Origin of the sequence: Pseudomonas inefficax (assembly GCF_032164165.1) — a bacterium.
Lineage (GTDB): Bacteria > Pseudomonadota > Gammaproteobacteria > Pseudomonadales > Pseudomonadaceae > Aquipseudomonas > Aquipseudomonas inefficax.
The window spans coordinates 1,379,307-1,404,546 of the sequence record NZ_CP134401.1 but is presented as its reverse complement, the minus strand read 5'-3'; the positions used below and the strand labels follow the sequence as shown (position 1 = coordinate 1,404,546).

Annotated in this window: 25 protein-coding genes and 1 tRNA gene; 11 read left to right on the top strand and 15 right to left on the bottom strand. The window is 63.3% G+C overall.

What is annotated here, in order from left to right; translation table 11 throughout:
• Positions 1-3 precede the first annotated feature (3 nt).
• Genes RIN61_RS06245 through RIN61_RS06230 form a run of 4 tightly spaced genes read left to right on the top strand, consistent with a single transcriptional unit; the run spans position 4 to position 4,469 of the window.
• On the top strand, positions 4-1,446 hold the full coding sequence (locus RIN61_RS06245) for a TadA family conjugal transfer-associated ATPase (protein ID WP_252378648.1): 1,443 nt from the start codon (positions 4-6) through the stop codon (positions 1,444-1,446).
• Positions 1,443-2,429: a type II secretion system F family protein gene (locus tag RIN61_RS06240; protein ID WP_313856280.1), complete on the top strand. Its 987-nt coding sequence runs from the start codon at positions 1,443-1,445 to the stop codon at positions 2,427-2,429. The genes RIN61_RS06245 and RIN61_RS06240 overlap by 4 nt, the downstream gene beginning before the upstream one ends.
• Positions 2,430-2,455: 26 nt before the next feature.
• The gene (locus RIN61_RS06235) at positions 2,456-3,424 is read left to right on the top strand and encodes a type II secretion system F family protein (protein ID WP_313856278.1); all 969 of its coding nucleotides are present in this window, start codon (positions 2,456-2,458) and stop codon (positions 3,422-3,424) included.
• A 1-nt stretch (position 3,425) separates the two neighbouring features.
• Positions 3,426-4,469 carry a tetratricopeptide repeat protein gene (locus RIN61_RS06230; RefSeq protein WP_133975093.1) on the top strand — a complete coding sequence of 348 codons (1,044 nt, stop codon included), beginning with the start codon at positions 3,426-3,428 and terminating at the stop codon, positions 4,467-4,469.
• A gap of 86 nt (positions 4,470-4,555) precedes the next feature.
• Here RIN61_RS06230 and RIN61_RS06225 read toward each other — a convergent pair whose 3' ends face one another.
• Together RIN61_RS06225 and RIN61_RS06220 are read right to left on the bottom strand one after the other, a co-directional pair.
• Complete coding sequence (locus RIN61_RS06225) at positions 4,556-5,566, bottom strand: DUF4917 family protein (protein WP_313856274.1); 1,011 nt, start codon at positions 5,564-5,566, stop codon at positions 4,556-4,558.
• Positions 5,567-5,779: 213 nt separating this feature from the next.
• Positions 5,780-7,471, bottom strand: coding sequence for a SulP family inorganic anion transporter (locus tag RIN61_RS06220; RefSeq protein ID WP_313856272.1), 1,692 nt, complete (start codon positions 7,469-7,471; stop codon positions 5,780-5,782).
• Here RIN61_RS06220 and RIN61_RS06215 point away from each other — a divergent pair.
• A complete protein-coding gene (locus RIN61_RS06215; protein WP_313856270.1) occupies positions 7,470-7,595 on the top strand; it encodes a hypothetical protein in 126 nt (41 codons plus the stop codon). The two genes, RIN61_RS06220 and RIN61_RS06215, sit on opposite strands and share 2 nt — an antisense overlap.
• A 40-nt stretch (positions 7,596-7,635) precedes the next feature.
• Here the strand turns inward: RIN61_RS06215 and RIN61_RS06210 are convergent.
• The 4 genes from RIN61_RS06210 to RIN61_RS06195 form a co-directional block, all read right to left on the bottom strand.
• Positions 7,636-7,709 (bottom strand) — tRNA-Gly (locus RIN61_RS06210).
• Positions 7,710-7,820: 111 nt separating this feature from the next.
• A complete protein-coding gene (phaG, locus tag RIN61_RS06205; RefSeq protein ID WP_313856268.1) occupies positions 7,821-8,708 on the bottom strand; it encodes a (R)-3-hydroxydecanoyl-ACP:CoA transacylase in 888 nt (295 codons plus the stop codon).
• Positions 8,709-9,155: 447 nt separating this feature from the next.
• Complete coding sequence (locus tag RIN61_RS06200) at positions 9,156-9,848, bottom strand: pseudouridine synthase (RefSeq protein WP_112250504.1); 693 nt, start codon at positions 9,846-9,848, stop codon at positions 9,156-9,158.
• Between the two features lie 9 nt (positions 9,849-9,857).
• Positions 9,858-10,070: a cysteine-rich CWC family protein gene (locus tag RIN61_RS06195; protein ID WP_133975080.1), complete on the bottom strand. Its 213-nt coding sequence runs from the start codon at positions 10,068-10,070 to the stop codon at positions 9,858-9,860.
• Positions 10,071-10,213: 143 nt separating this feature from the next.
• Here RIN61_RS06195 and RIN61_RS06190 point away from each other — a divergent pair, with 143 nt between their 5' ends.
• Positions 10,214-10,663, top strand: coding sequence for a hypothetical protein (locus RIN61_RS06190; protein ID WP_112250508.1), 450 nt, complete (start codon positions 10,214-10,216; stop codon positions 10,661-10,663).
• 147 nt (positions 10,664-10,810) lie between these two features.
• On the opposite strand, the gene RIN61_RS06185 is transcribed toward RIN61_RS06190, so the two are convergent.
• Entirely contained in the window at positions 10,811-11,917 is a 1,107-nt protein-coding gene (locus tag RIN61_RS06185) for an enoyl-CoA hydratase/isomerase DspII (protein WP_313856262.1), read from the bottom strand.
• A 126-nt stretch (positions 11,918-12,043) separates the two neighbouring features.
• On the opposite strand from RIN61_RS06185, the gene ung reads away from it, so the two are divergent.
• Positions 12,044-12,736 (top strand): uracil-DNA glycosylase, encoded by a 693-nt coding sequence (ung, locus tag RIN61_RS06180; protein ID WP_112250512.1) that lies wholly within the window; start codon positions 12,044-12,046, stop codon positions 12,734-12,736.
• Between the two features lie 120 nt (positions 12,737-12,856).
• On the opposite strand, the gene RIN61_RS06175 is transcribed toward ung, so the two are convergent.
• From RIN61_RS06175 to RIN61_RS06155, 5 genes are all read right to left on the bottom strand, one after another.
• Positions 12,857-13,888 (bottom strand): AbrB family transcriptional regulator, encoded by a 1,032-nt coding sequence (locus RIN61_RS06175; RefSeq protein WP_112250514.1) that lies wholly within the window; start codon positions 13,886-13,888, stop codon positions 12,857-12,859.
• Positions 13,881-15,395, bottom strand: coding sequence for a tripartite tricarboxylate transporter permease (locus RIN61_RS06170; RefSeq protein ID WP_112250516.1), 1,515 nt, complete (start codon positions 15,393-15,395; stop codon positions 13,881-13,883). Before RIN61_RS06170 ends, RIN61_RS06175 begins: the two co-directional genes overlap by 8 nt.
• Positions 15,396-15,398: 3 nt before the next feature.
• Positions 15,399-15,857 carry a tripartite tricarboxylate transporter TctB family protein gene (locus RIN61_RS06165; protein WP_112250518.1) on the bottom strand — a complete coding sequence of 153 codons (459 nt, stop codon included), beginning with the start codon at positions 15,855-15,857 and terminating at the stop codon, positions 15,399-15,401.
• Between the two features lie 127 nt (positions 15,858-15,984).
• Positions 15,985-16,971: a Bug family tripartite tricarboxylate transporter substrate binding protein gene (locus tag RIN61_RS06160; RefSeq protein WP_370290216.1), complete on the bottom strand. Its 987-nt coding sequence runs from the start codon at positions 16,969-16,971 to the stop codon at positions 15,985-15,987.
• Between the two features lie 40 nt (positions 16,972-17,011).
• Complete coding sequence (locus RIN61_RS06155) at positions 17,012-18,301, bottom strand: OprD family porin (protein ID WP_112250522.1); 1,290 nt, start codon at positions 18,299-18,301, stop codon at positions 17,012-17,014.
• A gap of 199 nt (positions 18,302-18,500) precedes the next feature.
• Here RIN61_RS06155 and RIN61_RS06150 point away from each other — a divergent pair, with 199 nt between their 5' ends.
• Entirely contained in the window at positions 18,501-19,172 is a 672-nt protein-coding gene (locus RIN61_RS06150; protein WP_112250524.1) for a response regulator, read from the top strand.
• Positions 19,165-20,544, top strand: a complete 1,380-nt coding sequence (locus RIN61_RS06145; RefSeq protein ID WP_112250526.1) for a sensor histidine kinase — start codon at positions 19,165-19,167, stop codon at positions 20,542-20,544. Before RIN61_RS06150 ends, RIN61_RS06145 begins: the two co-directional genes overlap by 8 nt.
• Positions 20,545-20,670: 126 nt before the next feature.
• On the opposite strand, the gene RIN61_RS06140 is transcribed toward RIN61_RS06145, so the two are convergent.
• Positions 20,671-21,477, bottom strand: coding sequence for an HDOD domain-containing protein (locus RIN61_RS06140; protein WP_112250528.1), 807 nt, complete (start codon positions 21,475-21,477; stop codon positions 20,671-20,673).
• A gap of 55 nt (positions 21,478-21,532) precedes the next feature.
• Positions 21,533-22,474, bottom strand: coding sequence for a CAF17-like 4Fe-4S cluster assembly/insertion protein YgfZ (gene ygfZ / locus RIN61_RS06135; RefSeq protein ID WP_112250530.1), 942 nt, complete (start codon positions 22,472-22,474; stop codon positions 21,533-21,535).
• 133 nt (positions 22,475-22,607) lie between these two features.
• Here ygfZ and RIN61_RS06130 point away from each other — a divergent pair, with 133 nt between their 5' ends.
• Complete coding sequence (locus RIN61_RS06130; RefSeq protein WP_003252043.1) at positions 22,608-22,862, top strand: FAD assembly factor SdhE; 255 nt, start codon at positions 22,608-22,610, stop codon at positions 22,860-22,862.
• A complete protein-coding gene (locus RIN61_RS06125; RefSeq protein ID WP_112250532.1) occupies positions 22,846-23,310 on the top strand; it encodes a protein YgfX in 465 nt (154 codons plus the stop codon). Before RIN61_RS06130 ends, RIN61_RS06125 begins: the two co-directional genes overlap by 17 nt.
• Positions 23,311-23,391: 81 nt before the next feature.
• Here the strand turns inward: RIN61_RS06125 and nadB are convergent, their stop codons facing one another.
• Positions 23,392-24,996 carry an L-aspartate oxidase gene (gene nadB / locus RIN61_RS06120; protein WP_112250534.1) on the bottom strand — a complete coding sequence of 535 codons (1,605 nt, stop codon included), beginning with the start codon at positions 24,994-24,996 and terminating at the stop codon, positions 23,392-23,394.
• Positions 24,997-25,240: the final 244 nt, after the last annotated feature.

Here is a 25,240-nt window from a genome sequence, read left to right as displayed (position 1 = left end):
ACCATGCTTAGCGATTTTCGTAACCGTTTGCGCAAACAGGCAGTCACCGCCGAGGCATCGACACCGTCGAAGCAGGGTGCAGGCGCGAAGGACCCGGCAGAGGCGCTGATGGCGTGGGAGCATTCAGCGCCCGATATTCTGTTTGAAACGAAAAGCCAGGTCACCTCGGTGGAAGCCGAGTGGCGGGAAAAAACCTATCAGCAACTGCTCAAGGTCATGGATCTGTCCTTGCTCGACTCGCTCGAACAGGCCGAGGCCGTGCGGCAGATCCGCGATATCTGCCAGCGTCTGCTCGATGAGCATTCAGCTCCGGTGAGCTCTGCCAGCCGCCAGTTGATCATCAAGCAGATCACCGACGAAGTGCTTGGCCTTGGCCCGCTGGAGCCGCTGTTGGCCGATCACACGGTGTCCGACATCCTGGTCAACGGGCATGACTCGGTGTACGTCGAGCGGTTCGGCAAGCTGCAGCGCACCGATGTGCGTTTTCGCGATGATCAGCACCTGCTGAACATCATCGATCGCATCGTCTCCAGCCTCGGCCGGCGTATCGACGAGTCTTCGCCGTTGGTAGATGCGCGGCTCAAGGATGGTTCACGGGTCAATGCGATCATCCCGCCGCTTGCCATCGACGGGCCAAGTATATCGATTCGCCGCTTTGCGGTGGACCTGCTCAATACCGACAGCCTGATCCAGGCGGGCGCGCTGACGCCGGCCATCGCCTTGCTGCTCAAGGCGATCGTGCGGGGACGGCTGAACGTACTGATCTCCGGCGGCACCGGCTGCGGCAAGACCACCATGCTCAATGTACTGTCCAGTTTCATTCCGCATAACGAGCGCATCGTCACCATCGAAGACTCGGCCGAGCTGCAACTGCAGCAGCCGCATGTGGTGCGCCTGGAAACACGGCCGGCGAACATCGAGGGGCGCGGCGAGGTGGGCCAGCGTGAGCTGGTGCGCAACAGCCTGCGGATGCGCCCGGACCGCATCGTGATCGGTGAGGTGCGCGGCGCCGAGGCGCTGGACATGCTGACGGCGATGAACACCGGCCACGATGGTTCGCTGACTACCATCCATGCCAACACTGCGCGCGATGCGTTGGGCCGGGTCGAGAACATGGTCTTGATGTCTGGCGCCACATTCCCCATCAAGGCCATGCGCCAGCAGATCGCATCAGCCATCGATGTAGTGATCCAGCTGGAGCGGCAGGAAGATGGCAAGCGGCGGTTGGTCAGTGTGCAGGAGATCAACGGCATGGAGGGCGAAATCATCACCATGACCGAGATCTTCTCTTTTGTCCGCAATGGTGTGGGCGAGCAGGGCCAGGTGCTTGGTGACTTCCGGCCAAGTGGCATGGTCCCAGCGTTTCGCGATTCCTTGGCGAAGCGCGGGATCGAGTTGCCGCTGACGATGTTCAGGCCTGAATGGATGGAGGCTCGTCAACCATGAGCCAGATACCTGTTGAATTCATCCTGATTTTTCTTGGCATGGTGTTCGTTGCGGTGTTTCTCCTCAGCCAAGGGTTGGTGGTGCCAGTGTTCGGCGAAGCGGGCAAGGTACGCAAACGTATCCGCAGCCGGCTGGTTATTCTGGAGCGGGCAAGCCATCTGCCGAACATGCAGACCGTGCTGCGGCAGAAGTACCTGACCCGCTTGTCTCCGCTGGAGGCGCGGCTCGAGCAGTTACCCTTCATGGCGTCGCTGACGCAAATGATCGAGCAGGCCGGGCATGAGTACCGGGCCTATCGGGTATTGCTGATGGGATTCGTTCTGGCGGCGGCTGCCGGGATGCTGGCCTGGATGCTCTTTCCCTACTGGTGGTTGGCGCTGGCGGCAGCGTTCGTGGCGTTCTGGCTGCCGCTGCTGAAAATCTCCGCTGATCGTGGCAAGCGTTTCGCCAGGTTCGAGGAGGACTTGCCGGATGCGCTGGAATCCATGTGCCGGGCGTTGCGCGCGGGGCACCCCTTCAATGAAACCTTGCGCCTGGTGGCCGATGAACACAAGGGGCCGGTGGCGCACGAGTTTGGCCTGACGTTCGCCGATATCAACTACGGTAATGATGTGCGCAGGGCCATGCTTGGCTTGCTCGAGCGGGTGCCGAGCATGACCGTGATGATGATGGTGACCTCGATCCTCATTCATCGCGAGACAGGCGGCAACCTGACCGAAGTGCTGGAGCGCCTGAGCCGCCTGATACGCGGGCGTTTCCGCTTTCAGCGCAAGGTCAAGACAATGTCGGCCGAAGGGCGAATGTCGGCCTGGATTCTGGTGGCCGTACCTTTCATGTTGGCGGCGGCGATCATTGTCACGACCCCGGAGTATTTGACGTTGCTGATCAAGGATCCTACTGGGCACAAGTTGGTCATGGGGGCTTTTGGCTCCATGTTGATGGGGATTTTCTGGATTCGGAAAATCATCCGTATCCAGATTTAGGCAGTTCTCGCAGGGGGGCGTCGGTCATGGACTATTTGCTCGGTTTGTTGAATAGGGTGACGGACAGTGAGGCACTGGCACGCCTGCTGATCGTTGGTGCGATCGGGATGAGCACAGTCATTGCAGTGATCACAGTGACGTTACTGGTGCTGGGCCTGCAGAGCCCTCTGCAACGCCGTCTTGCATTGATCAAGCGTGATCACTCCAGCGCTGCGGCCGGGCGCGAGGCGCCCGGCAACCTGCAGCTGTTACTGGAACGGGTCGGTCGGCGCGTTACTCCCTCTGCGGAGGAGCAGGTGTCGGCCACCCGAATCCTCTTGACCCACGCGGGTTACGGCTCGGCATCAGCGGTACAGGTGTACTGGGCTGTGCGTTTGCTGCTGCCGTTGATGCTGATGGGTATCTTGCTGTTGACACTGCCACTGGTTCCCAACCTTTCCCCGACCATGATCATTGGTGTGGCACTGATGGGGGCTGCCGTCGGATGGCTACTGCCGGCAGTGTATGTCGACAAGCGCAAGAAGGCTCGGCAGAGGCGGTTGCGTGCGGCCTTTCCTGATGCCCTGGACCTGATGGTGGTTTGCGTGGAGTCGGGCTTGGCGTTGCCCCAGGCGATCGAGCGGGTAGCCGAAGAGATGGCGGTCAGCCAGGCCGAGCTGGCCGAGGAACTGGCATTGGTCAATGCGCAAATCCGCGCCGGCATTTCCAGTACCGAAGCGCTCAGGCAACTGGCGGACCGCACCGGCCTGGAAGATATCCAGGGCTTGGTCAGCCTGTTGGCGCAGAGTATCCGCTTCGGCACCAGCGTAGGGGCTACCTTGCGTATCTATGCCGAAGAGTTTCGTGACCGGCGCATGCAGGCTGCCGAGGAAATGGGCGCAAAGATCGGAACAAAGCTGGTCTTTCCACTAATTTTCTGTCTGTGGCCAAGCTTTTTTCTGGTAGCCATCGGCCCGGTGATCATCGGGATACTTAAAACGTTTGGGAGTCCGTGACATGAAAAGGATCAGCTTGCTGTTGTCCATGATGGCCGTGCTCTCGGGTTGCCAGAGCACGGGGCCAGACCTGAATGGGGTGCGTTCTGTCTACTCCGCTGGCAATTCGGTGCTCTACCAGGTGCAGTCGCAGAGCAGCTCGCCCGACCAGGCGATGCAGATGGCGGCGATGGCCTACCAGGCCGGTGACCTGGACCAGGCGCTGTACCAGTACTTGCGCGTCCTTGAACTGGCGCCCGAACGTTATGAGGCCCTGGTCTGGGTTGGCCGTATCCACCGCGAACGCGGCAACAACCAACTTGCCGAGATGGCCTTCACCGAGGTGCTGGGCAAGGCGCCTGAAAACCCCGATGCGCTGACCGAAATGGGCCTGCTGAACCTGTCCATGCGTAAACATGAGCAAGCCAAGGTGATGCTGTTGAAGGCAGTTGCCGTGGATCAGAAACGCTTCGTCAAGGAGCCGGCCAATACCCAGACAGGGGCGGCTGGGCTCAGGGTCGACAGCAAGTCCCCGCTCAAGGCGTACAACGGGCTGGGGGTGCTTGCAGACCTGGCCGACAACTTCGCCGAGGCGCAGACCTACTACCGCCTGGCCGAGCTCATCGATCCACGTTCGGCGTTGGTGCAGAACAGCCTGGGGTATTCCTACTACATGGCCGGGCAATGGGCCGATGCCGAGCTCCGGTACAAGCGTGGCGTAAGCTACGACGGCACCTACAAACCGCTTTGGCGCAACTATGGGTTGCTGCTGGCTCGCATGGGGCGCTATGAGGAGGCGGTGTCTGCCTTCGAACAGGTCGAAAAGCGTGCCGAGGCCAGCAATGATGTTGGCTATGTCTGCCTGGTGGAGGGCAAGCTGGATGTGGCTGAGCAGTTCTTCCGCAGCGCGATCGAGTTGTCGCCGGGGCACTATCCCGTCGCCTGGGAAAACCTGAACAGGGTCCAGCAGATTCGGCAAATCCGCCAGCTGGGTGGCGATGTAGCGATGCCCGAGCCGGTTGCAGTTGGCCCGGCCGTGCAGGTGACAACGGCATCGGCGCCTTGACGGGGCCGAGAGCTTCAGCGGACAAACCCTGATGCCTGTGAGATAGCATTAACGGGGGCTGCTTTGCGGCCCCCAGCTGGTCCACTTCACCTGCGGGTAAGCGGTGCTTCAATAGCCAACGCTGCTTGCCCCAACGGATGCGTACTGGCATCAAAGAAGTGCAGTACCGTCCCCGGCATATCCCCGAACCTGTCGACAAAATGCTGCTTCTGGTTGATCACCGATGCCTCGCTCAACGGCCTGATGGCAATCGACAGATGCTTCGGCCGGGCCTGTCGGATGGCTTCGAGCAGGTGCTGATCACTGCTGTCCAGGTGCTGCCCGAACAGGCATAGCCCCTGGCTTTCCCGCGCCAGCTGCCCCAGGCACCAGCTCAGGTAATCCGAGTTGCGGATGGCGCGCAGTTTCTCGTCGCTGCGGTCCTCGTTGACGAACAGCGGCACTTCGCCCGGGATGTTCACGGCAAAACCATCGAGCAGTTCGGCGCTGTCGGCGCTGCGTTGGCGGGTGGTGCCGTCGGGCAGTTTGAGCAGGTGCAGGCCGCCATGCAGGTGCAGCACCCGGGTGCCTTCGGCACTGGTGCGGCGCACGTCGAAGAAACCTTGCTCGTCGAACAGTTCGGCAAAGCCGTGCGGGGCGTGTTGCACGGCCCACGGTAGCAGCAGGTCGTAGTTGCTGGTGTAGACGCTGCGGTAGCCGCGCAGGGCCTGGTTGAGGGTTGCCAGGGTGACGGCCGGCATGAGAGGCCACGGCAGGTGTACCGTGCGTATGGCGTGTATCAGCGCTTCCTTGATCGAGTAGTAGCGGTTCAGCGGCGCGGTGGAGTTGATGGCCAGCGCGGCGTTGGTGCGCACGGTGGTGTTGAGGGCGCTGAGCACCGGCTCGAACAGCTCCGTACCCAGCGACTTGAACAGTGCCTGGTCGCTGACCGCCAGGCCTTTCTTGCGGCCGGCACGTTGCGCTTGCTCGAACAGCGAGAAGTAGCCGAACGGCTTCCACAGCGCGCGGCTGGCGCCGTTGCCCAGCAGCAGTGCGTCGCAAGGGTGGCAGGCGGCGAGTTCTGGCCAAGGGGTGAGGGTGGCGTCTAGTGCGGGCATGCTGGGATCCGTTGGGTGGAGCGGGAACGGGGCGACTTTAGCATGTCATGCAAGGTGTGCGAGGGTTGTATCCAGGCGCCTGCCTTGTGAAGCCTGTACTGGCCCTATCGCCGGCAAGCCAGCTCCCACAGGTTCACCGCAGGTCTTATAGCAGTGCAATATCTGTGGGAGCTGGCTTGCCGGCGATAGGGCCAGCGGCAACAATGCACCTCTTCAACCTTCTCCAGCCACCTGCGCGCTGCGACTCCTGTTACGCCACACCCGATACGCACGGATGCCCGCCCGTACCGAGCCGAACAGCAGTCTGTCTTCCATCTCCCGGGCCATCCCCGAGCGCACCAGCATGCGCAGAAAGGTGCCGCGGGCGCGGGCGATGGCGAAGTAGATGCCCTGGGCCGCCAGGGTGTCGCGCACTTCGCGCAGGGCGGCGATGCTGGTTACCGCTTCGGCATCGAACAGCACCGCCTTGGGTTGATCCTGGCTCTGCACGGCTTCGAGCAGGCGCATCTTGAAGTAGTCGGCGTTGAAGAACAGGATCGCGTCGTCGAAGCGGTACACCACCAGGCCTGGCACGGTGCGGGCATCCTTGTGTTTGCGAATGTCCACCTGGCCTTCGGTGCCCGGTAGCCAGCCCAGCACCGCGTCGGTGGGCTGATAGATGCTGTACAGCAGGCGCAGGATCGCCAGGGTCACGGCAAACACGATGCCGGGCAGCACGCCCAGGCTCAGCACGCCGACCGTGGTCAGCAGGCACAGCCAGAACTCGAAGCGGCTCAGGCGGCGAATGTGCCCCAGCGACTTGATGTCGATCAGCCCCCAGCCGGCCATCAACAGCACGGCGCCCAGCGCGGCCTGCGGGATCCACGCCATCGGCGCGGTGAAAAACAGCAAGATCAGGGCGATGACCAGCGCGGCGATGATGCCTACCAGCTGGCTCTTGCCACCGACCATGTCGTTGACCGCAGTGCGCGAATCTGCGCCGCTGATGGCAAAGCCCTGGGAAACGCCGGCAGCCAGGTTGCTTACGCCCAGGGCGACGAACTCGTGGTTGGCGTTGATCGCGTAGCCGTGTCGGGCGGCAAAGCTGCGTGCGGTAAGCATGGCGCTGCAGAAGCTGACGGTGGCGATACCCAGGGCGTCGCGCAGCAGGCTTTTCATTTCTGCCAGGTTACTGTGTGGCCAGGCCAGCTGCGGGATACCGGCAGGTACCGGACCGAGAATGGCGACGCCGAAGCGGTCGAGGCCGAACAGACCGACCAGCAGCATGAACAGCACCACTACCATTAGTGCCGCAGGCAGACGCGGGTAGCGCCGTGGCAGCCAGATCAGCAGGCCCAGTGCGGCGAGGCCGATGAGCAGCGTCACCCAGTGGATTTCGCCCAGGCGCTGGAAGAAGTTGATCAGGCTGAGGATGAAGCCGTCACCCTCGATCTTGAACCCCACTACCTTGGACAACTGCCCGGCGATCAGGCTCAGGCCGATACCGTTGAGATAGCCGATCAGGATCGGCCGCGAGAAGAAGCTGGCGATGAACCCGGCCCGGGCCACACCGGCCGCGATCAGCATCACCCCGACCAGCAAGGTGACGATCACCGACAGTTCGGCAATCCGGTGCGGCTCGCCCAGGGCCAACGGCGCCACGGCGCCGGCGATCATCGCGCAGGTGGCGGCGTCTGGGCCGACCATCAGCTGGCGCGAGCTGCCGATCAGGGCGTAGATCATCATTGGCAGCACACAGGCGTACAGGCCGTACTGCGGCGGCAGGCCGACGATCTGCGCGTAGGCGATGGCAATGGGGATCTGGATCGCCGCCACCGAAAGGCCGGCCTGCAAGTCGGCGTGGAACCACTCGCGGCGGTAATGCAGCAGGTTGGCAAGGCCCGGTAGCCAGCGGGAGAGAAACATGCGTCGTCCTTTCGAAATGCTTCACGAATCCATGCAGGCATTGAAGCGGATCGGCAGGCAAATGGCCATGGGGCAGGTCAAAGGGAAGGGGAGAAACGAAAAAAGGAGCCTGGGCTCCTTTTGACAGCGATGACGTTGCGGGAACGCCATGCGGGAATGCGATGTGGAGCGGGTAGAGGGAATCGAACCCTCAACTAAAGCTTGGGAAGCTTTCGTTTTGCCACTAAACTATACCCGCGTTTGCGCAGCACTTTTTACCAGAACCTTCAACGAATTAGAAGCCCAAGTTATAAAAAAGCTTGTCGGCGCCCAATGACTTGCGGGATTCAGTCACAGGACGCCGAGCTGCTCAGATGGCCAATGCATGCTGCCCCTGTTGTACGTGCTGGTAACGTTGACGAGGCTCACGCACGGTTGGCTTCAGGAACCCCAGCATGACGCTGCGGGTGTCCTCGCAAGCGGTCTTGTTCTCCATGTCAAGAAAGTGGCCTGCATCGCGGATCACGCTGAAGTGGCTGCGGCCCACATGCTTGCTGAACTGCCGCGCATCCTCGGCCGTGGTGTACTCGTCGCGGTCGCCGTTGATGAACAGCACCGGGATGTCGATATTGCGTGCACAATTCAGCGCCCGCTCCAGGTCATGTTGCAGCACCTCGTTGATGTGGAAGTGCATCTGCGCGTACTCGTGGCTGTCCAGGCTGCTGATGTGGCGGTAGTTGAAACGCTTGAACAGTGACGGCAGGTGCTTGCCGATGGTGTCGTTGACCAGGTTGCCGACCTGATAGCGGTCGCAGGCGGCCAGGTACTGGCAACCGCGGTCCAGGTAGTCGCGCATCGGTTCGTTGATTACCGGCGAGAAAGAACTCACCACTGCCTTCTTCAAGCCACGAGGCTGGTGCGCCAGCGCCAGCAGCGTACTTGCGCCACCCCACGAGAACGACATCACGTGGTCTGCCTGGAAGTGCTCGATCAGCTCCAGGAGAATATGCGCTTCGGTCTCCTTGCTGATAAAGCGTTCCTGGCGATTGTGCGGCTTGGATTTGCCGGCGTATGGCTGGTCGAACAGCACCACGTTGAATTGCGGGTGCAGGTTACGTACCGTCTGGGCGAACGAGGCCGTGGTGGCCAGCGAGCCGTTGATCAGGATGATCGTATTCTCGGCCGCATCCGCGCGATAGAACTCCGTGTAAACCCGATACTGACCTTGGATATCAAGTACAGCGATTTCTGGCCTCATGTCATCGACTCCTGGCGCAAAAAGGGTATTCGCGTCACCTAGGGTGCACGTTCTTTATGACAGGTAGGCATTTGCCTGAAGAGAAACCGGGGGCCCTGTGTCGATCCTTGGCACTTGCGTCGACGGTATTGTTTTTGGCAGGCAATTTGCCGTGCCCCAAGGCATCGAGGCCCCGGGTGGCCGGCAAAAAGTGTCTTCGACCGCAAGTGTGACTTGTTAGTCACATGCGGACTGACGATTTGGATTCAAGCAGTGGGTCGGTTATCCCGCAAGTGCCGTTCGGGGGAAAATGTGACTTTTGTCGCTGAGCGGTCGTATGACAACCCCGAAATGTCTGTTCCGGACTCTTCGCGGGTAAACCCGCTCCCACAGGCACCGTGCCGCTTGCAAGGGCAATGGAGCACCTGTGGGAGCGGGTTCACCCGCGAAGGCGTCGGAACAGCCAATCTAGACTGTCGCTATTTCATCCGCCGTCAGCTCACGGAACGCCCCCGGTGGCAACCCCGGGTCCAGCCGGATCGCCCCCATGCTCTCCCGATGCAACCCCACCACTTTGTTGTCGAAATGGCCGAACATGCGCTTCACCTGGTGATAGCGCCCTTCGACGATCGCCAGCCGCGCCTGGCGCGGCCCGAGGATGTCCAGCTGGGCGGGCAGGGTGGTGAGGTCTTCGAAGGCGAAGTAGAAACCTTCGAGGAACCTGGCCACATAGTGCTCGCCAATCTCGTCCTCGGTTTCCACCAGATAATGCTTCGGCAGCTTGGTCGCGGGCTGGGTAAGCCGCCGTGACCATTGGCCATCGTTGGTCAGGATCATCAGGCCGGTGGTGTTGAAGTCCAGCCGCCCGGCAATGTGCAGGTCCTCACGCAACGCGGCTGGCAGCAGGTCGAGCACGGTGCGGTGTTGCGGGTCCTGGGTGGCGCTGACGCAGCCTGCGGGCTTGTGCAACATCAGGTAGCGCGCCGGGCGGCCTGCCTGCAGCAGCTGGTCGTCCAGCTCCACGCGGCTGAATTCGCGCACTTCGGCCAGTGGGTCGCTGACAACCTGGCCATCCACCCGCACACGGCGTTGCGCGAGCATGAGCCGGACTTGCTGGCGGTTGTGGCTGGGCAGGTTGGCGAGGAAACGGTCGAGGCGCATGACAGACGGTCAGTGGGAAGCGGGGGAGCCAAGTTGTTGTTCGACGGCGGCGCAGCGCGGGCACAGGCAGGCTTTGTCGCGCAGTTCGGCGGGCAGGGCCTTGAGCACGGCAGGGTCGATGGTCACGCTGTAACACCAGCATTCCTGGGTAGCCCGGCGCGGGTCGGCCAAGCTGCACTGGTTGAGGGCGCCACAAGCAGGGCAGTGCTGGTTGTCGGGCATGGCTGCCGCTCACCTGTATCAAATTATTGCGGAAATGGCACTGCACCTTGGCGGCACTGTCTTATTCAATGTCGATGATCGCATTTCACGTCGACGCTCGCCAGCGCCGCTGTTCGGGCACTCCAGCGGTCCAGGAGGCCGCCATGTCCTATCGAATCCTGTTGATCGCCCTGCTGGGGCTGATGACTTCCGCCTGCGTTCCGTACTACGAGAGCGGGGGCTACTACCGATCGGACCACTACTACTCTGACCGTTATGTGTCACCGGATTATTACCGCTATGACCGCTATTACGTAACACCACAACCGCGCTATTACTACCAGCCGGCACCGCGCTACTACTACCGCTCGGCGCCTGCGCCTCACTACCGGTCTCATCCGCAGCCGGGGATGAGGCAGTGGTATGGCAACCCGCGCAATGACTATGGCAACCGTCAGCGGTATGACTATGGGCGCGATCGTGATCGACATGATTATCGCGGTGGTAGCCAGCGTTACCAGAATGACCGTTGGCATTCCAATGGGCGGGGGGATGGTGACCGTCGTGGAGACGGGCGGCGCGGGCACGGGCAAGGGAGGAGTTGGCAGCGGTAGGTGAACTGAAAACCGGGGGCGCTTTGTGCCCCTTTCGCGACGCAAGGCCGCTCCCACAGGTACGGCGCAGCATTGGAAACCATCGCTGTACCTGTGGGAGCGGCCTTGTGTCGCGATGGGCTGCAAAGCAGCCCCAGCTTCTCGAAGCTACCCGAGATCCGCCAGCGGATGGCGCCCCTCCCACACCTTGGCAAAATGCGCCTCGACCACTGCCGCCGGCACTTGCGCCACATCGGGCCAGTGCCAGTGCGGCTGGTTGTCCTTGTCCAGCAAGCGCGCACGCAAGCCTTCGCTGAACTCCGGGTGGCGGCAGCAGTTCAGGCTCATGCTGTATTCCATCTGGAACACCTGCGCCAACGACAGGTGCCGTGCCCGGCGGATCTGCTCCCACACCAGGTGTGCGGTCAGCGGGCAACCCTCATGCAACCGTTGACCAGCAGCGGCCAGTAGCGGGTCGCCGTGGTGCTTGAGCCCCTCCAGCGCACGCCAGGCGGCGGCTGCGTCGGCCACGTCGAGCAACTGGTCGATCACCTGTCGCCGTGGCAGCCACTGGGCCTCGGGCAACTCGGCGCAGGCGCGGTGCTGTTCGGCCTTGAGCAGGCTGTTCAGTTGCAGAGCGGTCTGTTCCTGCCAGTTCAGTTGCAGCAGTTCCTCGATCAGCGCCTCTTGTTGGTACTCACCCAGAAAGCGGTCGGCCAGGCCCAGGTCAAGGGCGTCGCGGGCATTGATCGGGGCGCCTGTCAGGCCGAGGAACAACCCCAGCTTGCCCGGTAGCCGGGCAAGAAACCAGCTGGCGCCCACGTCCGGATACAGGCCGATGCTGATTTCCGGCATGGCCAGCCGACTGCTAGGTGTGACGACACGCACATTGGCGCCCTGCAGCAGGCCCATGCCACCACCCAGCACATGCCCGTGGCCCCAGCACAGCAGCGGCTTGGGATAGGTATGCAGGGCAAAGTCCAGGCGGTATTCGGCGGCGAAAAAGGTGGCGGCCAGCGGGGGGACGCTGCCGGGGTGGTCGCGGCAGGCTTGCACCAGCGCACGTACATCGCCGCCGGCGCAGAAGGCCTTGGCACCGTTGCCGCGCAGCAGTACGCAGACGATTCCCGGGTCGCGACCCCAGGCGTGCAACTGTTCGCCCAATACCTCGATCATCGGCAGGCTAAGGGCATTGAGCGCCTTGGGCGCATCCAGGGTGGCGATGCCGATGCGGGCGCCATCGGCGCCGGTGAGTACCTCGCAATGAATGGCCATGGACTACCTCGCGCAAGTCATCGCACAAGTATGGCTTGCCTGGCCGAACATGCCGGTCGTCGGTCGGATCGTTTGACAAGCGGGAAGGGCTTACCTAGTGTCGCGCCATTGTTTATGGAAGGCCCCATGACTGACGACGATCGCATCAAACTCGAACCCAGCTGGAAGGCCGCCTTGCGCGCCGAATTCGACCAGCCCTACATGCATCAGTTGCGCGAGTTCCTGCGCAGCGAGTACGCCGCCGGCAAAGAGATCTACCCGCCAGGGCCGTTGATCTTCAATGCGCTCAACTCGACGCCGCTGGACCAGGTGAAGGTGGTCATCCTTGGCCAGGACCCTTACCACGGGCCGGGCCAGGCGCATGGCCTGTGCTTCTCGGTGCAGCCGGGCGTGGCCACGCCACCGTCGCTGGTCAACATCTACAAGGAACTGCAGCGCGACCTGAACATTCCGATTGCCAGTCACGGCTACTTGCAGAGCTGGGCCGAGCAGGGCGTGCTGTTGCTCAACACGACCATGACCGTGGAGCGCGCCAATGCCGCGTCGCATGCCAAGAAGGGCTGGGAGTTCTTTACCGACCGGATCATCCAGGTGGTCAGCGAGCAGTGCCCGAACGTGGTGTTCCTGCTGTGGGGCTCGCATGCGCAAAGCAAGCAGAAGCTGATCGACGGGACCAAGCACCTGGTGCTGAAATCGGTGCATCCGTCGCCGTTGTCGGCTTACCGTGGGTTCCTGGGGTGCGGGCATTTCAGCCGGGCCAACACGTTCCTCGAACAGCGTGGGCTGGCGCCGATCAACTGGGCGTTGCCACCATTGTAATGGCCTGACATACCGCGTCGCCTGCTTCGCGGGTGAACCCGCTCCCACAAGTACTGCACCACCTTCAGGGCTTGTGTGGTCTCTGTGGGAGCGGGTTTACCCGCGAAGAGGCCGTCACAGTCATTCCGGGGTTGCATTCCACACCCGGAACAAAGGCTCTGCCAGAAACAGCACGAACAACAAGCGCATCACCTGCAGCGCCGTCACCAGCGGCACTGACAACTGCAAGGTCTCTGCCGTCAGGCTCATCTCGGCAATGCCGCCCGGCATCATCCCCAATGTCAGCGAGCGCAGATCCAGCGCAGTCATCACGCTCAATGCCCACGCCGCGCTGCCGGCAATCGCCATGCACAACGCCGTGGCCACCAGGGTACGCCCCAGAAACGACGGTGCGCGGCGGAAGAACGCGCGGTTGAAGTGGCAGGCCAGGCCACTGCCGATCAACCACTGGCCGATCTGGCTGGCGCCATTGGGCAGGGTTATCTGCAGGTTGCCCGCCAGGCTCACGGTGGCTGCCACCAACAATGGCCCGAACAACCACGGGTTGGGCTGGCGCAAGCGCTGCCAGAGCAGGGCGACGGCAACGCCCAGCGGGGCAATCAGCGCCAGCCAGCCCCAGCTCACACTGCCGGTATGATTCAGCGGTACCCCGTCACCCAGCAGGAACTTGAACAGCGCCGGCACGCACAGTACCACCGCCAGTACGCGCAGGCTCTGCGCCGCTGCCACCTGGCTGAGCACTGCGCCATTGCGCGCGCCAAGGTTGACCATCTCTCCCGAACCGCCTGGCATGCTGGCGAAGAATGCCGTGGCACGGTCTTCCCCGGTGCGCCGCAGCAGCCATACGCTGATCACGCTGGACAGGGTAGTGAACAGGGCGCCGAAGAAGATCAGCGCAAAATGGCTGGCCACTTGTTCGATAACAGCCGGGGTGAAGTGCAAGCCGATGCCGATGCCGATGATCCACTGCCCGCATTTGCGGCCATTGGGGATTTCCGGCAGCTGCCAGGGTGTAAGGCAGCGCACCAGGATGATCGCCAGCAATGAGCCGACCATCCACGGCAAAGGCCAGCCGACCTTGCTGGCGGCAAAACCGCCAGCGAGGCCGACCAGCCCGGTCGCGACAAACAACGGCAACGAGCGATCAGGCATCGGCCATCGCCCGGCGCTGCTGGCTGCGTTTGCGCCAGATGCGCAGCAGCGGCAGGGTCAGCATGCAAATGGTCAGTACCCATACCGACATGCTGATCGGGCTCGACCAGAGGATGCCCAGTTCGCCGTTGGAGATCGACAGCGCCCGGCGCAGGTTCTGCTCCATCAACCCACCGAGGATGAAGCCGAGCAGGATCGGCGACAGCGGGAAGTCCAGCTTGCGCAGGATATAGCCCATGATGCCGATGCCGACCATCAGGAACAGGTCGAAGGTGGTGGCATGCACGGCGTACACGCCGATCGCCGTGATGATGGCGATCACCGGTACCAGCGCCCAGTTCGGCACGGCGAGAATGCGGGTGAAGATGCGGATCATCGGGATGTTGAGGATCACCAGCATGATGTTGGCGACGAACAACGAGGCGATCAGGCCCCAGACGATGTCTGGCTGCTGTTCGAACAACAGTGGGCCCGGGGTGATGTTGTACAAGGTCAGGGCGCCGATCATCACCGCAGTGGTGCCCGAGCCGGGTACCCCCAGAGTCAGCATCGGCACCAGGGCGCCACAGCAGGATGCACCGATGGCGGTTTCCGGGGCGGCCAGGCCGCGGGCGTCGCCCTTGCCGAACTTGCCCTTTTCACCAGCCAGGCGTTTTTCGGTCATGTAGGCCACCGCGCTAGCCAGTGTTGCACCGGCGCCGGGCAGCACACCCATGATGAAGCCCAGCAGGCCGCAGCGGATGTTGACCACGAACACCGAGGCCGCTTCCTTGAAGTTGAACAGCATGCGCCCGGTGGCCTTGACCGCCTGGTGGCCATGGTGGGTCTTTTCCAGCAGCAGGAGGATTTCGCTGATGGAGAACAGGCCCAGCACCAGCACCACGAACTGGATGCCATCGGCCAGATGCACGCTGTCGCCGGTGAACCGGTACACGCCACTGTTGGCATCGATGCCGACTGCCGACAGGAACAGGCCGATCAGTGCGGCAATGAAGGTTTTCAGCGGCTTGTCGCCGGCCATGCCACCGAGAGCGACGATGGCGAACACCATCAGCACGAAGTACTCCGCCGGGCCGAAGGCGATTGCCCATTTCGCCAGCAGCGGGGCGAACAGCACCATGCCGCAGGTGGCGATCAGCGCACCGATGAACGAACTCCAGGCCGACAGCGACAGCGCTACGCCAGCCAGGCCGTTGCGGGCCATCGGGTAGCCATCGAGGGTGGTCATTACGGTCGAGGCTTCGCCGGGAATGTTCAGCAGGATCGAACTGATGCGCCCACCGTATTCGCAGCCCAGATACACCGCCGCCAGCAGGATCAGCGCCGATTCCGGCGGCAGGCCTAGGGCGAAGGCAATGGGAATCAGCAAGGCCACGCCGTTGATCGGGCCCAGGCCCGGCAGCAGGCCGACCACGGTACCGATCAGCGTGCCGGAAAGGGCGGTGACCAGGTTGTAGGGGGAAAGGGCGACGCCGAAGCCCTGGCCCAGGTAGCTCAAGGTATCCATGTGTCAGTTCTCCAGTACGCTCAGCAGGCCAAGGGGCAGGGGCACGTCCATCACGCGGTCGAACAGCCAGTAGAGGAACAGGCTCATGCCAATCACCACGATGGCGCTGTGCAGCCAGCGGCCGCCGTACAGGCGGGCCATGGGCACGCCGATCAGGATGGCGCTGAGGATGAAGCCCAGGGCTTCGAAGGTGCTGGCGAAAACGATCAGCAGGCCGACGCAGGCGGCGATCTTGGTCAGGGTTTCGCGGTCCAGTTCCGGTTCGTCGTCCTTGCGCACGATGGGCGTGGGGCGGAACACCAGGTACAGCAGGCCCAGGCCCAGCAGGCCGAGCATCAACAGCGGGTAGGCGCGCGGGCCCACCGGTTCATAGGAAAACGCCGCCTGGTAAGGCCAGGCCATGACGGCCAGGGCGGCGCACACCGCCAGCAGGGCCAAGGCGAAGATGCGTTGCAGGATCATGAAGGAGTCCTCGTTTGTGGGAGCGGGTTTACCCGCGAAAGCGTCAGGCGCCACAACGGTGCTGTCCGAGCTGAGGCATTCGCGGGTAAACCCGCTCCCACAGGGGGCTGTGACAGGTCGTGGAGGCTTACTGGATCAGGCCAAATTCCTTGGCCAATGCCTTGTAGTCAGCCACTTGCTTCTTCACATAGACGTCCAGCTCGGCGCCGGTCATGGCGAACGGGAACAGCTCGCGCTGGTCACGCAGCTGGGCGAAGTCTTCCGAGGCCAGCATCTTGTCGAACGACTGTTTCCACCAGGCGTAGTCCTCGTCGCTTACCTTTGGCCCCAGGTAGAAGCCGCGTACCACTGGCCAGACAATGTCGTAGCCCTGTTCCTTGGCGGTGGGAATGTCTTTCATCTCGGGCTCGTCCAGGCGGTTTTCCGAGAACACCGCGAGGATGCGCATGTTGCCGCTCTGAATGTGCGGCATGGAGTCGGAGATGTCGGTCGAGCCTACCTGGATATGCCCGCCCAGCAACGCCGTGGCGATTTCGCCGCCGCCTTCCAGGGCCACATAGCGCAGGTCACGCGGGTTGATACCGGCGGCCTTGGCGATCAGGGCGGTTTGCATCCAGTCCTGGCTGCCGACCGTACCGCCGGAGCCGATCACCACCTTGCTCGGGTCTTTCTTCAACGCCGCGACCAGGTCGTCGAGGGTCTTGTAGGGCGAGTCGCTTTTCACCGCGATGGCGCCGTAGCTGGTGCCGACGGCGGCCAGCCATTTCACCGCGTTCTCGTCGAAGCGGCCGAACTTGCCCTGGGCCAGGTTCAGCAGCGAACCGCTGGACCAGGCCACCAGGGTGCCGGCATCGGCCGGGCGCTGGGCGACCACGGCGTTGTAGGCCACCGCGCCGACACCGCCGGGCATGTAGGTGACGCGCATCGGCTTGGTGAGGATCTTTTCCTGCACCAGGGCGCTCTGCACCAGTTTGCAGGTCAGGTCGAAGCCGCCGCCTGGCGAGGCGGGGGCAATGCATTCGGGGCGTTTCGGTTCGGCAGCGAGGGCATTGCCGGCCAACAGCAGGCAGCTGGTAGCGAGGACGAGGCGGCGCAGTGAAAGGGTCATCGTCAATCTCCGTGAGTATTGTTGTTATCGGGTTACTGCTGTTGGCTTACCAAAGGGCCACGCTGTAGCTCACCAGCAGCCGCACTTCGTCGGCATCGCGGGCGAAGTTGGAGCGGAAGGTGGCGTTGCGCAAACGCACGGCGACGTTCTTCAACGGGCCGCTTTGTACCACGTACTTCATCTCGGTATCGCGTTCCCACTCCTTGCCCTCGCCACCGGCGGCGCGGCTGACGTTGTCGCCGCTGATGTAGCGCGTCATGAAGGTCAGGCCGGGCACGCCGAGCGCGGCGAAGTTGTAGTCGTAGCGCGCCTGCCAGGAGCGTTCGTCGGCACCGGCGAAGTCGTTGATCTGGACGAAGTTGACCAGATACGGGTCGGCACCATCGACGTACGGGAAGGCGCTTTCGCCAGACAGCTGCTGCCAGGCGGCGCTGACCTTGTGCCCGCCCAGGGCGTAGCTGAGCATGCCGTTGACGGTGGTGTTGTCGATGTTGCCGGCCTTGGCGGCACCGGCGTCGTCACTCACGGCCAGGCGCAGGTCTGCGCCGAAGGTGCCTGGGCCCCATGGCTGGGTGGCGACCATGCCGATGAAGTGCTGGCGGTAGATGTCGTCTAGTTGGGCAAAGTGGTAGCTGCCGGTGATGCGATCGGTGAACTGGTAATCAAGGCCGCCCAGAGTCAGGTTATCAGCGCTGAACGAGCCACCGAAGCGGCCGTTCTTGTTGTTCAGGGCCAGGTCTTCCCAGTTGGTGTCGTTGCGGTCCTTGGCCTTGTCCAGACGCCCGCCGGTGAAGGTCAGGCCTTTGATTTCCTTCGAGGTAAGCAGGCCGCCCTCGAAGGTTTGCGGCAGGATGCGCCCGTCGTTTGGCTGCAGGGTCGGCAATTCCGGGATCAGCGTGCCGATTTTCAGTTCGGTTTGCGAAATCTTCACCTTGCCGGTCAGGCCAAGCTTGGAATACTCATCGGCAGCCTTGCCGTCATCGTGGGTCGGCAGCAGGCCGGTGTCTGTACGGTCGGGGCTGGAATCGAGCTTGATGCCGAGCATGCCCAGCGCATCCAGGCCGAAGCCTACGGTGCCATCGGTGTAGCCAGACTCGAAATTGAGGATGAAGCCCTGCGCCCACTCGTCGCGCTTGGATTGCTGCGCACTGGTGCCGTCGCGGAAATCGCGGTTGAAGTACATGTTGCGGGTTTCGAAGGTGGCCGTGCTGTCTTCGAAGAAGGCGGCCTGGCTCATCGGGGCGACACCGGCAAGCGCAAGGGCGCTGGCGATGGCGGAGGGGCGTGCGGCAAAGGAACGGGTAGGCGCGAACGCCTGCGGTTGCGATGACAGCATCACTGATGGCTCCGTTTATTGTTCTTATTCGTTGCACCTTGCTGGTGCTTTTTTCGGCGCGAAGGGCAGCCGTAGTGCGATGCTAGGTAACCAACCTTTCGCTAACCTTTCAGCGTGAAAGGTTTGTCGACAGGGCTTCACAGGCCTGCCGACAGCGGTACACTCCGCGCCACCGTCCCACCCGAGCAGGGAGAATCCGATGCGTGTGCTGCTGGTCGAAGACCACCTGCAACTGGCCGAAAGCGTGGCCCAGGCCTTGAAAAGCCATGGCCTTACCGTGGATGTGCTGCATGACGGCGTGGCCGCCGACCTGGCCCTGGCCAGCGAGGAATATGCCGTGGCCGTGCTGGATGTCGGCTTGCCGCGCATGGACGGCTTCGAGGTGCTGGCGCGCCTGCGCGGCCGTGGCAAGACCCTGCCGGTGCTGATGTTGACCGCGCGCAGCGACGTCAAGGACCGGGTCCACGGCCTGAACCTGGGGGCCGACGACTACCTGGCCAAGCCGTTCGAGCTGACCGAACTGGAAGCACGGGTCAAGGCCCTGCTGCGGCGTAGCGTGCTTGGTGGCGAGCGCCAGCAACGCTGCGGGCCGCTGGTGTACGACCTGGACACTCGGCGTTTCACCCTGGGTGGCGACAACCTGACCCTGACCTCGCGCGAACAAAGCGTACTGGAAGCGCTGATCGCCCGTCCGGGCCGGGTGATGAGCAAAGAGCAACTGGCCGCCCAGGTGTTCGGCCTGGCCGAAGAAGCCAGCCCTGACGCCATCGAAATCTACATCCACCGCCTGCGCAAGAAGCTCGACGGCCACCCGGTGGCCATTGTCACCTTCCGTGGCCTGGGCTACCTGCTCGAGCACCGCGATGCGTGACAATGGCAGCCTGCGTGGGCGCTTGCTCGGCAACCTGGCCTTGTTGCTGGTGGTGTTGATGCTGGCCAGCGGCCTGAGCGCCTACTGGAACGGTCGCGAGGCCGCCGATACCGCCTACGACCGGACCTTGCTGGCCTCGGCGCGGACCATTGCCGCAGGCCTGTCCCAGCGCGATGGTTCGCTGAGTGCGGATGTGCCCTATGTGGCCCTGGACACCTTCGCCTACGACAGTGCCGGGCGCATCTACTACCAGGTACTGGATATCCAGCAGCGGCTGATTTCCGGTTATGAAAACCTTCCGCCGCCGCCGCCAGGCACGCCGCGTACCGACGATTACCCGGCGCTGGCCCGCTTCTACAACGGCACCTACCAGGGCCAGGATGTACGTGTGGTCAGCCTGTTGAAGGCGGTCAGCGAACCGAACATGAACGGCATGGCGGAAATCCGTGTGGCCGAGACCGAGGAAGCGCGGGTGCGCATGGCCCGTGACCTGATGACCGACACGCTGCTGCGCCTGGGCATGCTGGCGCTGGGCGCGCTGGTGATGGTGTGGTTTGCCGTGAGTGCCGCATTGCGGCCGCTGGAGCGCCTGCGCACGGCGGTAGAAGAGCGCCAGCCGGACGACCTGCGGGCGTTGCCGGTGGTACAGGTGCAGCGTGAGCTGAGCCCACTGGTGCGGGCCTTGAACCATTTCACCGAGCGTTTGCGTGGCCAGTTCGAGCGCCAGGCGCAGTTCATCGCCGATGCCGCCCACGAGTTGCGCACGCCACTGGCCGCGCTGAAGGCGCGTGTCGAGCTGGGCTTGCGTTCAGCCGAGCCGCAGGAGTGGCGGCAGACGCTTGAGTCTGCGGCCCAGGGCACTGATCGGCTGACCCACCTGGCCAACCAGCTGCTATCGCTGGCGCGGGTCGAGAACGGTGCGCGGGCGATTGCCGAAGGCGGGGCGCAACGCCTGGACTTGAGCCAGTTGGCTCGTGAGTTGGGCATGGCCATGGCACCGCTGGCGCACAAGCGCGGGGTGGCACTGGCTCTGGAGGCCGAGGCGCCGGTGTGGCTGAAGGGGGAGCCGACGCTGCTCAACGAGCTGTTGAGCAACCTGGTGGACAATGCACTGGCCCATACGCCAGCGGGTGGCAACGTGATCTTGCGGGTGATGGCGCCGGCGGTGCTGGAGGTAGAGGATGACGGGCCGGGGATTCCCGAGGCCGAGCGTGAACGGGTGTTCGAGCGCTTCTACCGGCGCAGTGCGCAGGGAAGCGGGCTTGGCTTGGCGATTGTCGGCGAGATCTGCCGGGCGCACCTGGCGCAGGTGAGTCTGCATGACGGTGCGAATGGCGGGTTGCGGGTGCGGGTGAGCTTTATCGCGGATTGATGTGTTGCCTGTACCGGCCCTTTCGCGGGTGAACCCGCTCCCACAGGTACAGCGCAGCCTTCAGCAGCGAGGCGGTCCTGTGGGAGCGGGTTTACCCGCGAAAAGGCCGGCACAGGCTGACACCGGTCAGCGCAACATGCTCCGTGCCTCGATCAGTTCACCCACTTCCAGCTCGGTGCCGTACGGCAGGCCCAGATGGCGGTATGCCGGTAGTGCGGCCAGCGGCCGGTGGCGCCCGCGCTGGCTGATGCAGCGGGCGATCTGAACGATGTCGATGTAGTCGATCTTGTCGGTCTGCCGGTCCAGGTCCTGCACCTGGCTCGGCAGGCTGACCAGTTGCTCCGGAAACTCCCAGGCCTTGAGGATCTTGTCGCCCAGCACCGGCTGGATCTGCTCGATCACATAATGCAGGCACACAGGGTCCGACAGCAGTTCGTTGTGCTCTTCGGCATAGATCAGCACTGGCAGCGCGCCAATCTGGTTGACCAGCCCGCCGAGGGTAGCCTGGTCGGGCTTGAGCTGGGTGAAGCGGCGGCATATTTCGTAGCTGATGCCAGCCACATCAAGGCTGTTGGCCCATATATCACGTAACTTCTGCTCCACCGCCGGCGCCCGGGCGTGGAAAATCTGCTCGATCACCAGGCCAATGGCCAGGTTGCAGCTGTAGTTGATGCCCAGCCGCGTGATGGCGGTGTGCAGGTCGGTGACCTCGACCGCCGCGCGCAGCAGCGGGCTGTTGACGACCTTGATCAGGCGCGCTGAAAGGGCCGCGTCGCGACCGATCACCTTGCTCAGGGCCGCTACGCTGATCTCGCTGTCTTCAGCTGCCTCGCGGATGCTCAAGGCAACCTCGGGCAGGGTGGGCAGGACCAGGTCATCCTTTTCGATGGCATCGAGCAATTGTGCTTGAACCATCTCGGCCAGCTTGTTCATGGGCGTGTCTACCGCAGTGGTGGTGCGGCCCCGCCACGTAGGCGGGGCAGGCTGGTCAGCGCTGGATTTCCCGGTCGCGGTCCAGTTCGTAGGGCAGGGTCAGCACCTGCAGGCGCGGGCCTTCCAGGCTGCCCAGATGCAGGTTGTCGTCTTCCACCGCTTCGGCGCTGAGCACCGCCAGCAGTTCGCAGCCTGTGCCGTTGCTGGCAGCAATGACCACTTCACCGACCGACGAGCCATGGGTGGGCGAGAAGATCTCGGCGCCCGGGGCCGGAATGGCCTGCTGGTCCAGGGCCAGGCGGTACTGGCGGCGCTTGAGCTTGCCCAGGTACTGCATGCGGGCAACGATTTCCTGACCGGTGTAGCAGCCTTTCTTGAAGCTGACGCCGTCGACGGCCTGCAGGTTGATCATCTGCGGGATGAACAGCTCGCGGGTCGGCCCCATGACCTGGCCGATACCGGCGCGAATCTGCCCCAGTAGCCAGTCGTTGAGGCTGCCTTCGGGCAGCGTGGCGGCCAGCACCTGGCGAACGCTGTCGGCGTTCTGCGCAGGTACCCACAGTTCCACGCGGCCAGCGGACACGGCAATGGCGATCAAGCCGTCGTGGCGCACGGTGCTGCCGGCTGCCGCAGGCACATCGAGCCCCAGGGCCTGCAGCGCTGCATCGCCGCCTTGCAGGCCGAAGCGTACCCAGGCAGCGCTTTCATCGGTCAGTGTGGCCTTGGAGAACACGGCGTACTTCTTGAGGTCGGCCAGCTGGGCGTCGAGCAGCTCGCTGGCCATGGCCAGCAGATAGCCGTTGCCTTCGGGCAGGATGCGGAAACTCGATTGCATGCGGCCCTTGACCATGCAGCGGGCGCCAAGGCTGGCGTATTCCGGGCTGAGGTAGTTGATGTTGCAGGTCAGCTGGCCTTGCAGGAACTTGCCTGCATCGGAGCCGCGGACGGCGAGGATGCCCTCGTGGGACAGGGGGCAGAAGAAAGCGGAATCGGCCATGGGTCATCGCGGTGGCTAAAGACTGGCGGCCATCATAGAACGCCGGTAACAAAATAGGTAGTTGACTAGACCAACGCCCGGTGCCGCTTCGCTCGCCTGGCTGTATACTGGCGGGCCATTCGAGGAGGGCCCCATGGTCGAACAAACTGAACTCAACCGGCTTTTCTGGCACAGCCGCCGCGGCATGCTGGAACTGGACGTACTGCTGGTGCCTTTCACCCAGGAAGTCTACCCCACTCTCAACGAGACCGACCGTGAACTCTACGTGCGCCTGTTGAGCTGCGAGGATCAGGACATGTTCGGCTGGTTCATGGAACGCACCGAGTCCGAAGACCCGGAGCTGCAGCGCATGGTCCGCATCATCCTGGACCGTGTCCAGCCCAAGTGAGTGCTTCGAGTGCCGCTGGCAAGGCTCGCGCCTGCTGCTGGCGGCCTACCTGGGTTGCCAGGTACTGGCTTGGCTCGCCGTATGGGCGAGCCCGCTGCCCAGGTGGCCGGCCCTTGCTGTTGTCATCGCCTGTATTGCCCACGCTGGCTGGGCCATTCCCCGACGTATTCTGCTGACGCATGAGCATGCCGTTGTCGGCCTGCGCCGTGATGTGCGCGGCTGGCAGGTGTTCAGCCGTGCCCGTGGCTGGCAGCCGGTGCGCTTGTGCCGGGACAGCGTGGCGTTGCCGGGGCTGGTGGTGTTGCGCTTTGTACGGGCGGAGCGATGGATGGGGCAGAGCCAGTGCGTACCGGGGGATGCAATGGGCGCTGATGAGCATCGGCGTTTGCGGGTGCGGCTGAAATTCAGTCGGCGCAGGTGGGGCGAGGTGGGGGCGAGTCAGGGCTGACAGGTGTTCGTCGTGGCAGCTACAGCGCCTGCGAGATCGAGCGCCGCGCGGCGGCGCTCGATCTCGCAGGCGCTACAACTTTCAGAGCGGACTAAGAATAGTGTCCTTGGCCTCATCCAGCATTCCCGGGTAATCCAGGGTGTAATGCAGCCCGCGGCTTTCCTTGCGCTGCATGGCGGACAGGATCATCAATTCGGCCACCTGCGCCAGGTTGCGCAATTCGATCAGGTCGCGGCTGACCTTGTAGTTGCTGTAGAACTCGTCGATTTCGTCCAGTAGCAGGCGAATACGGTGCTGCGCCCGTTGCAGGCGCTTGCTGGTGCGCACGATGCCGACGTAGTCCCACATGAAACGCCGCAGTTCGTCCCAGTTGTGCGCAATGATCACGTCCTCGTCCGAGTCGGTGACCTGGCTGGCGTCCCAGCCGGGCAGGGCCTTGGGCATGGTTACTTCATCCAGGTGCGCCTGGATGTCGGCCGCAGCGGCACGGCCATAGACGAAGCATTCCAGCAGCGAGTTGCTGGCCATGCGGTTGGCGCCATGCAGGCCGGTGAAGCTGGTTTCGCCGATAGCATAAAGGCCCGGCACATCGGTGTGGCCGCGATCGTCGACCATCACCCCGCCGCAGGTATAGTGCGCTGCCGGTACCACCGGGATCGGCTGGCGGGTGATGTCGATGCCGAAGCCCAGGCAGCGCTCGTACACGGTGGGGAAGTGGCTCTTTATGAAGTCGGCCGGCTTGTGGGTGATGTCCAGGTACACGCAGTCCACGCCCAGGCGCTTCATTTCGTGGTCGATGGCGCGGGCCACGATGTCGCGCGGGGCCAGTTCTTCGCGGGGGTCGAAGCGTGGCATGAAACGCTCGCCATTGGGCAGGCGCAGCAGGGCGCCTTCGCCGCGCAGGGCTTCGGTGACCAGGAAACTCTTGGCCTGTGGGTGATACAGGCAAGTCGGGTGGAACTGGTTGAACTCCAGGTTCGCCACCCGGCAACCGGCCCGCCAGGCCATGGCGATGCCGTCGCCGCAGGCACCATCGGGGTTGCTGGTATACAGGTAGACCTTGGCCGCACCGCCAGTGGCGAGCACGGTGAAACGCGCGCCGAAGGTGTCCACTTCGCCGGTGTTGCGGTCGAGCACATAGGCACCCAGGCAGCGTTCGCCAGGCAGGCCGAGGCGACGCTCGGTGATCAGGTCGACCGCCACGCGCTGCTCCAGCAACTGGATGTTCGGACGCAGGCGGGCCTGCCCCAGCAGCGTGGTGAAGATAGCGGCGCCGGTGGCATCGGCAGCGTGGATGATGCGCCGGTGGCTATGACCGCCTTCGCGGGTCAGGTGGAACTCGAAGCCGCCGTCGTCGACGCTGTAGTGCTCGTCACGGGTAAAGGGCACACCTTGCTCGATCAGCCACTCGATGGCTTCGCGGCTGTGTTCGACGGTAAAGCGTACTGCCTCTTCATGGCAAAGGCCGCCGCCGGCATTGAGGGTGTCCTCGACATGCGACTGGACGGTATCGGTATTGTCCAGCACTGCCGCGACACCGCCCTGGGCCCAGAAGGTCGAGCCGTTGGCCAGGTCGCCCTTGCTGAGTACGGCGACTCGCAGGTGGCTGGGGAGGTTCAGTGCCAGGCTGAGACCGGCGGCACCGCTGCCGATCACCAGGACATCATGTTGGAATTGTTGGCTCATGTCGGGACACTAGTATTCTTTGGAGGGGGCGCGGCACAATAGTCACGCGCCGATGGCATTGTGAAACTATCGTTAAAGCTGGCCGGGTTGCCTTTATAGCAGCCCCCGGTGGCCAATTTCCATGCCACTTGCCTGGTCGCGACAACCTTTGTGGGAACTTTCCGGCATGGCCGCAAATCCTATGAAGGCTGCCCACGCGCCACAACTTGCCGCGGCGACGCAGGGCGGCAGGCCTGTCCGGGCT